The sequence below is a fragment of the Exiguobacterium sp. SH1S21 genome (genome assembly GCF_004337175.1).
Lineage (GTDB): Bacteria > Bacillota > Bacilli > Exiguobacteriales > Exiguobacteriaceae > Exiguobacterium > Exiguobacterium aurantiacum_A.
On the sequence record NZ_SJUY01000003.1, the window covers coordinates 243,861 to 258,861 of the forward strand.

Here is a 15,001-nt window from a genome sequence, read left to right on the forward strand (position 1 = left end):
AAAAGGAGCGGGCGACCGCTCCTTTTTGTATGCCTATCTGTCACTGTGCGTCCTTGAACCGCTCAAGCGCCCTTGCACGCGCCGCCTTATGATCGACGATCGGTTCGATATAACCGTCCCGATCTGACGGGTCCGGAAAGTGGATCGCTTTCCTGTCAACTTCAGCCAACTCGGTCACATATTTACGGATAAACGTCCCGTCCGCGTCGAACTTCTCCGACTGGATGGTCGGATTAAAGATCCGGAAATACGGCACGGCGTCCGTTCCGACCGAAGCGGCCCATTGCCATCCGCCGATGTTCGAGGCGGCCTCGTAGTCGATCAACTTCCGTTCGAAGTAGCGCTCGCCTTTGCGCCAGTCGATCAACAGATGTTTCGTCAAAAACGAAGCGACGATCATCCGGAGCCGGTTGTGCATCCAGCCGGTCTCGTTCAATTGACGCATCGCCGCGTCGACGATCGGATACCCGGTCTCGCCACGGCACCATTTCTCAAACTGGTCGTCATTGTCTTCCCAGTCAAGGTGTTTATATTTGTCGTTGAACGGCCGGTCTTTCAGTCCCGGGAACTGGACCATGATCATATAGTAGAACTCGCGCCACAATAGCTCATCGTAATACGTGTCACGTCCTGTTGACTGCCGCGCCTCGAGGACGGCTGCAGCAACCGTACGAATCGACAACACACCGGTCCGTAAATACGGTGACAGCCGGCTCGTCCCGGCGATCGCCGGGATGTCACGGTCTTCAGCGTAACTCGTCACCCGGTGTTCCACAAAATCGCGTAACCGTTTCATAGCCGCTTCCTCTCCGAGCGCTTTCCACGAACGTTCACACCGGTCAAACTGCTGTTTCAATTCATCAGGTAGTTCATGTTGCTTCGTCGCGAGCTGTTTCAATCGAGCGACGTCGACGTCGTACGGTTGCGGCGGCGTCTCGGCGTACACCGCTTTTTTGAATGGCGTATACACTTTATACGGAGTACCGTCTTTTTTCGTGAACGCGTTCGGGGCGAATAAATGACGGTCGAGTAAACGGATGACTAACACGTCTCCCCCCAGCGCTTCGATGACCGCATCGTCACGTTGTTTGAACGGCTCGACATACTCAGCGTTAAAATAAAGCGCGTCGAGTTGTCCGAGCTGCTCGACAAACGCTTCCGCTGAGTCAGCAACAATGGTGCGCAGCCCGATCTCTTGATCTGCGAGCTCCTGCATGAACTGCTTCATCGTCGCGAAAAAATAATCGTGTCTCGTCTCGAACGGCTCGCAGTATTTCGGATTGAGCCAAAAGACGAACTCGATGTCATCGTCACCTGAGGCATCTTTCAAGACCCGGTGTAACATATGGTTGTCACTTAATCGAAAATCTGACCGGAACCAACATACTCGTCTCATCTTTCCCACTCCCTATCTAAAAAAGAAGCATAGCTTGGCTATGCTTCTTTTTATTATACAAATTCAATCAACAAGTCGTCACTTTGGATTGTGTCGCCTTCTTTAATATGGATCGCTTTAATCTCACCGTCTTGTGCGGCTTGGATCGTCGTCTCCATCTTCATCGCCTCAGTGACGAGAAGTTGCTCCCCACGATGGACCCGGCTTCCTGGTTCGACAAGTACTTTCAAGACCGAACCTGGCATCGAGGCCCCGACTTGTTTCGGATTCGAGCGTTCCACTTTCGGTCGGCTCGTCGTCGCCGACTTCACGTTGACGTCTTTAATCTCGATTTCACGTGGTACGCCGTTCATCTCATACGAGACGAGGCGGATCCCGTCTTCGTTCGCAGCACTCACTTGAACGAGCTTGATGATGAGCGTCTTCCCTGTCTCGATTTCGACTTGAATCGTCTCACCGACGTTCAATCCATAGAAGAACGTCAACGTGTCGAGCACCGATACGTCACCGTATGTGTTCGTATGCGTGATATAATCCTCGTACACTTTTGGATATAGGGCGTTCGCGAGCAGTTCAAAGTCCGTCACCGGACGTTCGAACTTTTCAAACAGTTCTGTCTGAGCAGCTTTGAAGTCGTACGGCTTGATCAGTTTACCTGGACGGACCTCGAGTGGCGCCTCACCTTTGAGAATCGCTTGTTGGACGTCTTTCGGGAACCCTCCCGGAGGCGACCCGAGCTCACCGCGCATCATCTCGACGACCGAGTCTGGGAAATCGAGTTGATTTCCTCGTTCGATGACGTCCTGTTCGCTCAAGTTATGTTGGACCATGAAGAGTGCCATGTCCCCTACGACTTTAGACGACGGGGTCACTTTGACGATATCCCCGAACAACATGTTGACGCGGGCGTACATCGACTTGACTTCACTCCAGCGGTCACCGAGACCGACCGCTTTCGCTTGTTGCTGCAAGTTCGAATACTGTCCGCCCGGCATCTCATGCTCATACACCGATGGATTCGATGCACGCATGTCACTTTCGAACGGTTCATAGTTATGACGCACGTCTTGCCAGTAGTCACTGATGACTTCGTAGTGCTTCGCATCGATTTTCGGCTGGCGTTCGTGATGGTCGAGTGCGTAAATCAAACTTCCACCTGAAGGCTGCGACGTCATACCCGACATCGAGCTCGCTGCGACGTCGACGATATCGACGCCCGCATCAGTCGCCCGTGCGTAAGTGAAGATCCCATTCCCCGAAGCGTCGTGCGTGTGCAAATGAATCGGCAAGTCGACGGCGTCTTTCAGTGCCGACACGAGCGCATACGCCGATTCAGGTTTTAAGAGGCCAGCCATATCTTTGATCGCAAGAATATGAGCTCCGCTCGCTTCGAGCTGCTTGGCGAGATCGACGTAGTACGGCAAGTGATACTTCGGACGGTTTCCGTCATACAAGTCACCGGTGTAACAGATTGCCGCTTCTGCGACTTTCCCTGTCGGCAGCGTCGCGTCGATCGCGAGTTTAATCGATTCAATGTTGTTCAAGCTGTCGAAGATTCGGAAGATGTCGACACCGGCATAAGCCGCCTCGTGGACGAACTTCTCGATGACGTTGTCGGCATAGTTTTTATACCCGACGGCGTTGGCACCGCGAAGGAGCATTTGAATCAAGACGTTCGGCATTTTCTCACGAAGGCGCATGAGACGTACCCACGGGTCTTCCGAGAGGAAGCGGTAGGCGACGTCAAACGTTGCCCCGCCCCACGCCTCGACCGAGAACAGTTCTGGCATGAGTTTACTCGTCGGCTCGGCGATATTCAAGATGTCTTGCGTCCGCATCCGTGTCGCGAGGAGCGACTGGTGGGCGTCTCGCATCGTCGTATCCGTCAAGAGCAGCTCTGGTTGACGTTTGATCCAGTCAGCCAAACCATCTGGACCGAGTTCTGTCAGGATTTGTTTCGTCCCCGGCTTCGCTTCGGCCGGAAGGTTTTGTGGAATCCGGACCGAGCGGCTGATCGGCTTATCTTTCAAGCCGACGCCCGGGAATCCGTTGACGGTGACGTCCCCGATATAGTTGAGGAGTTTCGTCCCCCGGTCTTTCCGTTTCGGGAAGACGAACAGTTCGGGTGTATCATCGATGAACGATGTACTATAGTCCCCGCTAATAAAGTTTTGGTGCTTCATGACGTTGATCAAAAACGGAATGTTCGTCTTGATGCCGCGAATCCGGAACTCGTTCAAGTTACGGACCATCTTCGCTGCCGCTTGTTCGAACGTCATCCCATGCGTCGACAGCTTGACGAGGAGCGAGTCGTAGTACGGCGAGATTTCAGACCCGACGTAGGCGTTCCCGCCGTCGAGACGAACCCCAAAACCGCCTGGCGAACGATACGCCATGATTTTCCCTGTGTCCGGCATGAAGTTGTTAGCCGGGTCTTCCGACGTGACACGGGATTGGATCGCATAGCCGAGCAGTTTGATATCTTCTTGCTTCGGCATGTGAATCACGTCACCGTGAAGCGACTCGCCTTGGGCGATCATGAGCTGTGTTTGGACGATATCGAACCCGGTAACCATCTCCGTGATCGTATGTTCGACTTGGATCCGTGGGTTGACCTCGATGAAGTAGAACGACTCATCCTCAGTGACGAGGAACTCGACCGTCCCGGCGTTCACATAGCCGACGTGACGCATCACTTGAACCGCCGCGTCACAGATTGCTTGACGAGACGCCTCCGACAACGTCACACACGGTGCGACTTCGACGACTTTCTGGTGACGACGTTGAACCGAGCAGTCACGCTCAAACAAATGGATGATGTTCCCGTGATCATCCCCGAGAATTTGCACCTCGATATGCTTCGGACGTTCAACTAGTTTTTCTATGTACACTTCGTCAGAGCCGAACGCTTGCTTCGCCTCTGACTTGGCACGTTCAATCAAATCTTTCATCTCGGCCTCGGTCCGGATGACGCGCATACCGCGTCCGCCGCCGCCCATTGAGGCTTTGACCATGAGCGGGAAACCATGCACGTTCGCAAAGTCGAGCGCGTCTTCGTACGAAGTCAATGGACCGTTCGAGCCTGGAATGACCGGTAGCCCGGCTGCAATCGCGTTTTGACGAGCCCGAACTTTATCTCCGAACGCGTGCAAGTGAGATTCGTCCGGTCCGACGAAGATGATGCCTTCTTCGCGGCAACGACGAGCTAGTTCAATGTTTTCCGATAAGAAACCGTAACCCGGGTGAATCGCGTCACTCCCCGATTGCTTCGCGATTCGAATGACGTCTTCAATGTCGAGATAGGCGTCGATCGGTTTCTTGTTGAGACCGATCAAATACGCTTCATCGGCTTTAAAACGATGTAACGATCCACTATCTTCTTGCGAATAGATGGCGACAGTACGCATTCCTAATTCTGAGGCTGCCCTAAATACACGAATGGCAATCTCTCCACGGTTGGCTACAAGCAATTTGCTAATTGATTTCAACCTAAATCCCCCCATTTTGGAAATCGTTTACATATACATCTTTACCTTACTACATGTAGTGATGCATTTTGAACGTTTTCTTCTGATTTTTCGCGAATTTCCGCGCGGCGTGTCGCCTCTCGGTGACGGTTACGCATCGAGATACTGCTGAGCACACCGAGAATTCCCATCGTCATGATCAGCGACGTGCCGCCGTAACTGACGAGTGGAAGCGTCACACCCGTACCCGGGAACCAGCCCGACATCGCCCCGATATTGATTCCAGTTTGGACCATGATTTGCGCGGCAATCCCGAACGAGACGAACATCGCAAAATGGTTGTCGGTATGGTTGGCGATATTTACTGCCCGGAACGCGATGAAAAAGAGCAACACCAAGACGACGAGGACGCCGATAAAGCCAAGTTCTTCGGCGATGATCGACATGATATAATCCGTCTCCGGCTCCGGCAAATAGCCATACTTTTGATAACTATTCCCAAGTCCGACGCCGGTCAATCCCCCATGCACGATCGAGATGATCGACATGAGAAGTTGGTGCCCGTAGCCTTCTGGGTCCATGAATGGATTGAAGACGACGTTAATCCGACTAACTTGGTTATCTGTGAAAACAAACGTATACATAGCATAAACAAAACCAATTCCAGCAATAATCACCGGGATGATGATGCGAAGCGGGGCCCCGGCAGCTAACCACATCATGAACATAATTACCCCTAAGACGAACAATCCGCCATGGTCAGGCTGTCCATTTATGACGAAGGCATACGGGAAAAAGTAGAACAAACCCGGGATGATGAAGAAAGCCCCGATTTGGGCGCGTAGCTTTTTCCGTTCGATCGCCGCACGGCCGATTCGGCCCGGCCATCCTGTCAGTTCACGATTCCATAATTGATGGTAGTAGTTAGCGAGCAATAAAATTAACACAAACTTGGCGATTTCGATTGGCTGGATCGTAAGACCGCCGATGATGAGCCAAGCCCGGGCACCGTTCAGCGGAGGCATCGCCCAAGTGACAAACAGTAGAATGACCGAGAGCGCATAGAGGCTTCGCAACACGTTCTTTTTGCGGAAGTTTTCATACCGGAACATCGTCGCGATCAAATAGACGACAATCCCAAACCCTGCATAGAACAGTTGCCGATAAAACAAGCTACTGTTCGCGTAATCCCCACGATTCCAAACACTGGCGCTGTAAATCATGATTGAGCTGATCCCAACGAGCAAAAGCACCGCAATGAACAGTGAGAAATCAAAGTACCGAAACCGAGTTTTCATGTTTTCACTTCCTTATGTACAGCAATCCGCAACCCGTTATAAAAAAATACTCAAACAGCGCCGCCTGCACAGTTTGAGTATAAGGTTCATAATTCTGAAGCTTCCGCGAGCGCGGATAACTTTTGTTCCAATGAATCGATCAGTTGCTTGCCTTCGACATCTGAAATAAGTCCAAGCCGGACCGCAAAATCGATTTGGCGCGACAGACCGAACATATGTGTATCAAGTACCTCTTCATAAAGCGGGCACTTCGGCATTTTCAAGTTTTCTAATTGTACCTCAATCAAGCAACGGATTTTTTCAGCATCTGCTTCAAGCAAGTGAAGCGCCTGTTCCCGTTGGACTGCAGCCAAATTTGTCGCCACTACGACCCCTCCTCCGTACAATGACAGACTGTTTGTCATAACTCAACTGTACATTATATTTCATCATAATTCAATGAACAGTCTAGATTCAAAGCGTGTTTCTCGCAGTTTTCCTTTTTGCACGGAAGAGCTGTATAATATACATTGTATCGCTAGTTAAGGGGGAGTATCAATGATTTTTCCGTTAGATGGAGCGGTCCGTCACGCGCTGACGATTGACCCGACCGTATGGATTTTTGACGAGCGTAAACGTAAAGTCGACGAACTCGACCAAGCCGTCGAGAATGACTCAGACGCCTACTATGCCAAAATGGGGAAGGCATGGGACGACGGATTGACACTAGGGACGCGCGTCGACCACAATAAACCGATGTCACGGGCCGATAAAGACGCTGCGCTTCGTGACTCGTTCGCGATGCCGTTCGCACCATTTCTCCAAAACGCCGAGCCGCTCAATACGGCGACGCACGTCAGCTTTTATGGAGAGACGGTATTGACGATCCCACTCGCCGAAGTCGGTTCGATTTATCTTCAGTTTTCACAAGATGGAAAAGTGTTGGCTGACGGACCAGTCTATGCACTCTACAACAACCAAATCATTCGTCAAGTCGACCATATCGTCGTCCGAACGGATGGCTGATGGGAAGGCGCTCGCCGTCTCAGGCTGTTGACGAACGCGGTCGCTATCAGCGATCTCGTTCGTCTTTTTTTTGGACTTTTTACTTCACAAAGTGTAACATGTGTGATATCGAAATATACTCTATGCAGAAAGGTCGTGACGCTTACGATACCTTTATGGAAAAAGAACTTGATCATCGTTTGGATCGGCAGCTTCTTGACGGCCGCCTCGATGAGCCTCGTCTTGCCGTTCCTGCCCTTATTTATCGAAGAGCTCGGCGTGACCAACCCTGACCACGTCGTCACCTGGTCCGCCGTCGCTTTCGGCGCCACTTTCCTCGTGGCCGCCATTGTCTCCCCGCTTTGGGGCCGACTCGCTGACCAGAAAGGGCGCAAGCTCATGTTGATTCGGGCGAGCCTCGGAATGGCCGTCGTCATGTTCTTGATCGGCTTCGTGCAAGACGTTTATCAACTCGTCGGTTTACGACTCATCATGGGTGCTGTCTCCGGATTCATCTCGGCCGGCATCACTCTCGTCATCTCACAGACACCAAAAGAGAAAAGCGGCTGGGCGCTCGGCACGTTGTCGACCGGTGGTATCACCGGCGGACTCCTCGGTCCATTGATCGGTGGACTGCTCGCAGATTGGATTGGGCTTCGACCCGTTTTTCTCTTTACCGGTAGCGCACTCTTCGTCACGTTTTTAATCACACTCCTGTTCGTGAAAGAAGATTTCGTCCCGGTGGCGCGCGAGCGACTTGATTCGACAAAGTCGATCATCGCCTCGCTCCGTCATCCCCAACTCATCTTCAGCTTGTTTTTAACGACGTTTTTAATTCAGTTTTCAACGCAGTCAATCGGGCCACTGTTGACACTGTACGTCCGCGAACTGAACCCGTACACAACTTCCCTCGCATTCATCGCGGGAATCGTCGCTTCAGCGCCGGGGGTGGCCGCCCTACTGTCCGCACAACATCTCGGACGGCTGTCAGACCGCCACGGGCCGGAACGGATTTTGTTTTGGGCGCTCATCATTTATACCGCATTCTTGATTCCTCAGGCGTTCGTGACGTCGACGACACAGCTCGTCATGTTGCGTTTCGGCCTTGGTTTCGCGACCGCGGCACTCATGCCGTCGGTACAGTCACTGCTAAGGAAACATACACCGAGTCACGCGACCGGACGCATTTTTTCTTACAATCAGTCGGCCCAGTTCATGGGCAACCTGCTCGGACCGTTGTTCGGATCCCAAATCGTCGCCCACTTCGGATTCTCTGCGCTCTTCATCGTGACCGGTTTGATCATGTTGACGAACGCGTTTCTTGAGAAAGCGAACGTGCAAGTTTTGCTCCACCCAAACACAAAATAGACGTCGAACTCATGCTCGGCGTCTCAGGCTGTTAACGAACCAGGTCGCTAATAGCGATCTGGTTCGTCTTTTTTATGTCCGAAGACCTCGAAGTGAACTGCCCGACATAAATCGGGCTTTTTCTTTCGACTGTCGGGGCCTCAGAAAAAGACAAATGGTCGCCAGATGGCGACCGTTTGCGTTGCTCGTCCGATGGCGCCCCGACTCTTGCAGGACAGCAATCCGACGGAGACCCAGCAGCGACGCAAGTCGCGATGCGGCTCCGGGATTGCCTGCAGTAAGCGTGGGCGCCGGAAGACGAGCAATATTGTTCATGTTGGTCAACAAGCTGAGACGTCGAGCTTACGCTCGGCGTCTATTTCTATAGCAAATCGGCCGCCAACCGGGCGAGCGACGAGCGTTCGCCTTTGATAAGTTGGACGTGACCGAATACGTTTTGCCCTTTGAACCGCTCGACGGCGTACGAGAGCCCGTTCGAATATTCATCTAAATACGGATGATCGATCTGATACGGATCGCCGACGAGAACAATCTTCGAATTCTCCCCGACCCGGGTCAAAATCGTCTTGATCTCGTGCTTCGTCAAGTTCTGCGCTTCATCGATGATGATGAACTGGTCCGGCATACTTCGCCCCCGAATATATGTGAGCGCCTCGAGCTGAATCGACTTGATGCCGGCGAGGATATTTCCGAGCTCGTCTTTCGAGTTGGCATTAAACAAGAATTCAAGATTGTCATAGATCGGCTGCATCCACGGACGAAGCTTGTCTTCCATCTCACCCGGCAAGTATCCAATGTCGTTGCCCATCGGCACGACCGGACGCGCCACGACGAGCTTGTTGAAGCGACGTTCGTCCTCGACGAGGGCAAGTCCCGCCGCGAGAGCGAGGAGCGTTTTCCCGGTCCCGGCCTTCCCGAGGAGCGTCACGAACGGAATATCGTCGCGAAGCAGCAAATCGAGCGCCATTCGTTGTTGGACGTTCCGCGGATGAATGCCCCAGACGTGCTCGGCGTCGAGCGATAACGGTCGAACGATCGGTTGTAAGGGGTCGACGACCGCGAGTGCGCTCGCTTTCGAAACGTTACTCTTTAAGATGACAAATGAGTTCGGGTACAGTTGGTTTTTTGAAAAAGCCGACGTCGGTAGCTGGCGAACTTGATAGAATTCATCAATTATCGCCTGATCGACCTCAATCTCGCGATAGCCGGCGTACAGATTCGTCGTGTCGACAATATGGTCTGTCAAATAATCTTCGGCTTCGATGCCGATCGCATCCGCTTTGACACGGACCAGTATATCTTTTGAGACGACCACGACTTTCCGGTTATGATCATGCTCATACTGTTTCATCAAACCAAGTGCGACCGTTAAAATCCGGTTGTCATTCGTCATGACGTCGAACGGGAAGTCGACTGTATGTTCATGACCGATCTCAACGAAGAGATGGCCGCCATTCTCGAGCGGCACCCCATCATGAAGTTTGCCGGTCGATCTGAGCTGGTCAAGCACACGCGCCGTTTCTCGGGCGTTACGGCCAAGCTCGTCCATGTTTCGTTTTTTTCCATCGAGTTCTTCTAGGACGATGGCCGGGATGACGACGTCATGCTCATCGAATTGAAAGAGTGAGAGTGGGTCGTGTAGAAGTACGTTCGTATCGAGCACATACGTTTTTTTCATAAGCTTTGCCGCCCCTCGAAAATTGTTGGTGATCAAGAGTTCAAGCTTTCCTTCACTTCTCGGTCCAATTTTTCCGCTGCTTCGATATCGTACGTCTTGACGATGTCCGGTTGCCCGAACGTCGCCCCGTAAAAGGAGATGTTGCGGACTTCTTCGACCGAACCTTTAAAAAAGCGAAGGTGCAGTCCCGGTTTCACAGCCGGTTCAAATTCATGGACGTGCGAGAGCGTCACATTGTATGCGAGACCGTCCTCTAAAAAGATGAGCCCCGCCGTCTTTTCGCTTGTCAACAGCGTGATGAGATGCGAGTTTTTTGTCAGGGCAAATCGGACTGTCTGTTGATCGGTCGCCTGCACCCAACTGATGGCGTGGGTGATCGGCCAGCGCTTCGCTTCATCGAACGCGACGAGAAACGTCAACGGCATCTCGTTTAACGTTTCTTGTTGCGCCCGGGAAAGTTCGAACGTTGCTTTACTCGCCATGCACTCCCCTCCTTCTTAAACGGGTATATGAAATGGATTCGCCCTTAATGACTTCTTTCCCTGCTTTTCTATCTGGAAATCATGCTATAATCAACGGAGAGGAAGGTGAGACCATGCGCGTAAAGTGCTCTCTTTGTGATAAAGTCGATACGATTGATTCGTGGTCGTTCGAAGCGAAACGACTTCGCAATAAACCTGCTAAAACGTATATGTGCCAAGAATGTCATGCACGCATTACGGAACGAACGGCTGAGCGTGCGGCAACAGGCCAATTCCACCTATATCCATCGTTTCGCCAAAAGCGAAGATGGTAACAAAAATGGACGTCCCGTCAACGGGGCGTCCATTTTTTAGGTTGGTTCATTGACTTGGTCTTGACGGCGGTTCCACCAGAGGCGGCCCCGATAAATGGCTAGGACGACCGCCATGACGAGCAATACTTCCGGGATTGGCCACGTAAAGAAGACGAGCGCCATCGTCCCCGCTCCGAGCGCGAGAATGATGTAGACGATGAGCGCCTTCCACCACGCGAGTTGTTTGGCAAAACCTAATTTAAAGACGAGCAACGTCAATAAGATGACCGTGATGATCAAGGCGTTAAAGCCGACCGAAAAGTCGTTCGCGTCACTGCCGACACCTAATAGCGAGGCGATCCACGGAACGTCGATTTGGGTAATGTCCATCGTTTGAGAAGCTTTCAAGGCAAATAATCCCCCTTTGTTTCCTACACGTCTATTCTACACGAATCAAAATAAAAGGGAACGCCTCGGCGCTCCCTTTTCTACTTATTCTTTACCAAGTTTACGACGCTTGTCAGCTTTTTCACGTTCGTTCTTGTTCAAGACCTTTTTACGGAGTCGAATCGAGAGCGGTGTGATTTCGCAGTACTCGTCATCGTTCAAGAACGTAAGCGACTCTTCAAGCGAGAAGACGCGCGGACGTTTCAAGACTTGTGTCGAGTCTTTCGATGATGCACGCATGTTCGTCAACTGTTTCCCTTTGACGGCGTTGATCGCGAGATCGACGTCACGGTTACATTCACCGATGATCATACCTTCGTATACATCTGTACCTGGTTCGATGAAGATCGTCCCACGGTCTTCGAGTGCACCGATTGAGTAAGCAGTTGACTTACCAGCTTCGATACAAACCATGACACCGCTACGGCGACCGCCGATATCAGCAGGAATGAACGGACGATACTCTTCGAACGTATGGTTCAAGATTCCGTATCCGCGTGTCGCCGACAAGAACTCGTTACGATATCCGATGAGACCACGTGAAGGAACGATAAATTCCATACGAGTTTGACCGTTATCGTTCGTGTTCATGTTCGCGAGCTCACCTTTACGGAGACCGATCGATTCCATGACTGAACCTGTGTACTCTTCCGGTACGTCGATGATGACGCGCTCGAAAGGCTCAATTTTCGTACCGTCTTCAGCTGTACGGATGATAACTTGTGGTTTCGAAACTTGGATCTCGTACCCTTCGCGACGCATGTTCTCGATCAAGATACCGAGGTGAAGTTCACCGCGTCCTGATACGACCCATTGGTCAGGCGAGTCTGTGTTTTCGACACGGAGCGAAACGTCCGTCTCAAGTTGTTTCATCAAACGCTCTTCGATTTTACGTGCTGTCACGAAATCGCCTTCGCGTCCTGCAAATGGAGAGTTGTTCGTCATGAAACGCATTTGAAGCGTTGGCTCATCGATGCGAAGAAGCGTAAGCGGCTCTTCTTTACCGACCGGTGTGACCGTTTCACCGACGTTGATGTCTTCCATCCCGGCGATGGCGATCAAGTCACCAGCTTTAGCTTCTTCGATTTCAACACGTTTGAGTCCGAAGTAACCGAATAGCTTCGTGACGCGAAGTTGTTTGATCGATCCATCCGTTTTACAAAGTGAGACTTGGTCTCCGACTTTGATTTTCCCACGGAAGACACGACCGACTCCGATACGACCGAGGTAGTTATCATAGTCGAGCATCGTGACTTGGAACTGAAGCGGCTCATCCGAGTTGTCGATTGGTGCCGGTGTGTTCTCAAGAATCGTATCGAGTACGTGCGTGATTGTATCTTCTTGCTTCTCAGGATCAGGATCGAACGAACTTGAACCGCTGACTGCAGACGTATAGACGACAGGGAATTCAAGTTGATCTTCATCTGCTCCGAGATCGATCAATAAGTCTACGACTTCATCGACGACGTCGAGCGGACGGACCATCGCTTTGTCGATTTTGTTGACGACAACGATCGGGCGAAGTCCTTGGTCAAGTGCTTTCTTCAATACGAAGCGTGTTTGTGGCATACAGCCTTCACGTGCATCGACAACAAGAATAACGCCATCAACCATACGCATGATCCGCTCAACTTCACCACCGAAGTCGGCGTGTCCTGGTGTATCTACGATGTTGATGCGAGTATCTTTATAATCGATTGCCGTGTTTTTAGCGAGGATTGTGATCCCGCGCTCACGTTCGATATCGTTCGAGTCCATGGCGCGCTCTGCTACCATTTCGTTTGTCCGGAAAGTACCAGACTGTTTCAATAGTTCATCGACTAACGTTGTTTTACCATGGTCAACGTGGGCGATGATGGCTACGTTACGGAGGTTAGTTCTTAAATTCATGTAGTTATTCCTCTCTTATTTGAAAAGTTTCAACTTTGTATTCAACTTAAAGAGTATAGCACAGGTGCTACCACCTTTGTCACGTTATATAGTCTGTTACCGTTTCCAATTGCGCTGATTTTGCTTACAATGAGATAGAGCCAAGAAAAAAAGGGGGAATTTCGATGCAACTCATGTTCGTCTTGATCGCAATCGCCGTCGTCGCCGGTTTTGTCGGTATCGGCATCGGCGTCGCCGAAGCGAGTACCGCCATCATCGTTGGCAGTCTCGCGTTGAGCGCGGTCGCTACATTCTTCGGCATCAACTTGCGCCGCCGTGTCCTAGCAGACCGACGTCCATAACGAACAGGCCCGAGGCGAGCGCCTTGGGCCTTGTTTTATAATTCTCGCGTCAAGCAGATGCGGTCTCGCAGCACGAGTCCGTCTTCTTCGATCGCCTCGTAGCCATGGTTCGGAAAATAATCGCGTTCGACCGAAGCAAAACGAAATCCGGCTTGTTGATAGAAGCGCAACTGGACGATGCTTGAGTTGCCCGTGCAGACGAGCAGTTCGCTCGCACTTCCGCTAGCCGCCCGACGGATGGCGTCTTGGAGCATCCGTTGCCCGATCGTCTGGTTTTGACGGTCCGGTTTGACAGCGATGTTGACGAGTTCGACCGATTCCGCACTGCGACGGACAAGCATATACGCCCCGACGAGTTCACCGCCGAGTAAAGCCTCAAATGTCGTGCCCTGTGCGTATTGCTCTTGCACCATCGCCTCGTTCGGATTCGCCAAGACGAGCAAATCACGCACACGGTCGTACGTTTTGTTCGGTTCGATCGCAAGGTCTGGTCTCACTTCAGGCGTCACGTTTTTAGCGATGACGTAATGTTTGATGACGTCCTTGACGAACGTCTCGCTCCCGCCGAGGACCGATGTCTTCCCTTTATAGCTGACGGGTTCACCGTATAAGGAGACGACGCGGCCCCCGACTTCTTCGACGAGTAGTTTTCCGGCCGCGTAATCCCACGGCATATTGCGCATCGTGATATATCCGTCGACCCGTCCGGCCGCAACCCAAGCCAGTTCGAGTGAGGCGGCCCCGTGCGCTCGTGTCCCGACAGAGTCGCGGACGATCGGTGCCAACACTTCTGGTGCAATCTGTTGGTTCGGAGTCACCCACGTCGCATTCATACTCAAAAATGCGTCACGGACGTGATGTTCATGAAGCGGCGGCAACTTCCGTCCGTTGAGCGTCGCCCCATAACCACGTCGTGCCACGAACAGCTCGTCAGCCATCACATCATAGACGAATCCATACTCGACGACCTCATCGACCATAATCGCGATCGAGATGGCGAACATCCGCTTTTGATGAATAAAATTGAGCGTCCCGTCAATCGGATCGACAAACCAAACCGTCCCTGTCAAATTGTCAGGCTGTGTCGAGATGCCTTCTTCTCCGACGATCTGATGCTCCGGATATGCCGCTCGGATGCGGTCGACGATCAGTTGTTCGACCGCTCGATCGATTTCAGTGACCAAGTCCCCTTTGCCCGTCTTCCGCTCGATCCGATAACTTTCATCAATTTGAAGGCGGATATATTCCCCTGCTTGTTTGATTAGATCAATCGCAAACCATTCCAACATATTTATCACCTCTCTATGTATTATAGCAAACAAAAACCAGTATTCGCGTGGAATACTGGTTGAATGAG

The 15,001-nt window shown here is 51.8% G+C and carries 13 protein-coding genes; 4 read left to right on the plus strand and 9 right to left on the minus strand.

Features of this window, described 5'->3' with window-relative positions:
- Positions 1–40: 40 nt before the first annotated feature.
- The 4 genes from EVJ24_RS06535 to EVJ24_RS06550 form a co-directional block, all read right to left on the minus strand.
- Positions 41–1,396: a cryptochrome/photolyase family protein gene (locus tag EVJ24_RS06535; RefSeq protein ID WP_131440371.1), complete on the minus strand. Its 1,356-nt coding sequence runs from the start codon at positions 1,394–1,396 to the stop codon at positions 41–43.
- A gap of 53 nt (positions 1,397–1,449) precedes the next feature.
- Complete coding sequence (locus EVJ24_RS06540) at positions 1,450–4,899, minus strand: pyruvate carboxylase (RefSeq protein WP_131440373.1); 3,450 nt, start codon at positions 4,897–4,899, stop codon at positions 1,450–1,452.
- 26 nt (positions 4,900–4,925) lie between these two features.
- Positions 4,926–6,161, minus strand: coding sequence for an FtsW/RodA/SpoVE family cell cycle protein (locus EVJ24_RS06545; RefSeq protein WP_131440375.1), 1,236 nt, complete (start codon positions 6,159–6,161; stop codon positions 4,926–4,928).
- An 86-nt stretch (positions 6,162–6,247) separates the two neighbouring features.
- Positions 6,248–6,526, minus strand: coding sequence for a YlaN family protein (locus EVJ24_RS06550; protein WP_070327584.1), 279 nt, complete (start codon positions 6,524–6,526; stop codon positions 6,248–6,250).
- 172 nt (positions 6,527–6,698) lie between these two features.
- Between EVJ24_RS06550 and EVJ24_RS06555 the strand changes: the two genes are divergently transcribed.
- Positions 6,699–7,166 (plus strand): hypothetical protein, encoded by a 468-nt coding sequence (locus EVJ24_RS06555; protein WP_070327585.1) that lies wholly within the window; start codon positions 6,699–6,701, stop codon positions 7,164–7,166.
- A gap of 147 nt (positions 7,167–7,313) precedes the next feature.
- The gene (locus EVJ24_RS06560) at positions 7,314–8,513 is read left to right on the plus strand and encodes a multidrug efflux MFS transporter (protein ID WP_070327957.1); all 1,200 of its coding nucleotides are present in this window, start codon (positions 7,314–7,316) and stop codon (positions 8,511–8,513) included.
- Positions 8,514–8,874: 361 nt separating this feature from the next.
- Here the strand turns inward: EVJ24_RS06560 and EVJ24_RS06565 are convergent, their stop codons facing one another.
- Complete coding sequence (locus EVJ24_RS06565; RefSeq protein WP_016509526.1) at positions 8,875–10,191, minus strand: PhoH family protein; 1,317 nt, start codon at positions 10,189–10,191, stop codon at positions 8,875–8,877.
- A 32-nt stretch (positions 10,192–10,223) separates the two neighbouring features.
- Entirely contained in the window at positions 10,224–10,673 is a 450-nt protein-coding gene (locus EVJ24_RS06570; protein ID WP_131440377.1) for a hypothetical protein, read from the minus strand.
- A 113-nt stretch (positions 10,674–10,786) separates the two neighbouring features.
- Here EVJ24_RS06570 and EVJ24_RS06575 point away from each other — a divergent pair, with 113 nt between their 5' ends.
- On the plus strand, positions 10,787–10,987 hold the full coding sequence (locus EVJ24_RS06575; RefSeq protein WP_083273976.1) for a YlaI family protein: 201 nt from the start codon (positions 10,787–10,789) through the stop codon (positions 10,985–10,987).
- 36 nt (positions 10,988–11,023) lie between these two features.
- Here the strand turns inward: EVJ24_RS06575 and EVJ24_RS06580 are convergent, their stop codons facing one another.
- Both EVJ24_RS06580 and typA read right to left on the minus strand, forming a co-directional pair.
- Positions 11,024–11,356, minus strand: a complete 333-nt coding sequence (locus EVJ24_RS06580) for a YlaH-like family protein (protein ID WP_070327587.1) — start codon at positions 11,354–11,356, stop codon at positions 11,024–11,026.
- Between the two features lie 102 nt (positions 11,357–11,458).
- Positions 11,459–13,303 carry a translational GTPase TypA gene (gene typA, locus EVJ24_RS06585; RefSeq protein ID WP_070327588.1) on the minus strand — a complete coding sequence of 615 codons (1,845 nt, stop codon included), beginning with the start codon at positions 13,301–13,303 and terminating at the stop codon, positions 11,459–11,461.
- 164 nt (positions 13,304–13,467) lie between these two features.
- Between typA and EVJ24_RS15440 the strand changes: the two genes are divergently transcribed.
- On the plus strand, positions 13,468–13,644 hold the full coding sequence (locus EVJ24_RS15440; RefSeq protein ID WP_167615659.1) for a DUF5325 family protein: 177 nt from the start codon (positions 13,468–13,470) through the stop codon (positions 13,642–13,644).
- Positions 13,645–13,679: 35 nt separating this feature from the next.
- Here EVJ24_RS15440 and EVJ24_RS06590 read toward each other — a convergent pair whose 3' ends face one another.
- Positions 13,680–14,933, minus strand: a complete 1,254-nt coding sequence (locus tag EVJ24_RS06590; protein ID WP_131440379.1) for an inositol monophosphatase family protein — start codon at positions 14,931–14,933, stop codon at positions 13,680–13,682.
- Between the last annotated feature and the right edge of the window lie 68 nt (positions 14,934–15,001).

Excerpts from the sequence above, each read along its gene's own strand:
- EVJ24_RS06535 (WP_131440371.1), bottom strand. The coding sequence starts at position 1,396 with ATGAGACGAGTATGTTGGTTCCGGTCAGATTTTCGATTAAGTGACAAC.
- EVJ24_RS06540 (WP_131440373.1), bottom strand. The coding sequence starts at position 4,899 with ATGGGGGGATTTAGGTTGAAATCAATTAGCAAATTGCTTGTAGCCAAC.
- EVJ24_RS06545 (WP_131440375.1), bottom strand. The coding sequence starts at position 6,161 with ATGAAAACTCGGTTTCGGTACTTTGATTTCTCACTGTTCATTGCGGTG.
- EVJ24_RS06555 (WP_070327585.1), top strand. The coding sequence starts at position 6,699 with ATGATTTTTCCGTTAGATGGAGCGGTCCGTCACGCGCTGACGATTGAC.
- EVJ24_RS06565 (WP_016509526.1), bottom strand. The coding sequence starts at position 10,191 with ATGAAAAAAACGTATGTGCTCGATACGAACGTACTTCTACACGACCCA.
- EVJ24_RS06570 (WP_131440377.1), bottom strand. The coding sequence starts at position 10,673 with ATGGCGAGTAAAGCAACGTTCGAACTTTCCCGGGCGCAACAAGAAACG.
- EVJ24_RS06575 (WP_083273976.1), top strand. The coding sequence starts at position 10,787 with ATGCGCGTAAAGTGCTCTCTTTGTGATAAAGTCGATACGATTGATTCG.
- EVJ24_RS06580 (WP_070327587.1), bottom strand. The coding sequence starts at position 11,356 with ATGGACATTACCCAAATCGACGTTCCGTGGATCGCCTCGCTATTAGGT.
- typA (WP_070327588.1), bottom strand. The coding sequence starts at position 13,303 with ATGAATTTAAGAACTAACCTCCGTAACGTAGCCATCATCGCCCACGTT.
- EVJ24_RS15440 (WP_167615659.1), top strand. The coding sequence starts at position 13,468 with ATGCAACTCATGTTCGTCTTGATCGCAATCGCCGTCGTCGCCGGTTTT.
- EVJ24_RS06590 (WP_131440379.1), bottom strand. The coding sequence starts at position 14,933 with ATGTTGGAATGGTTTGCGATTGATCTAATCAAACAAGCAGGGGAATAT.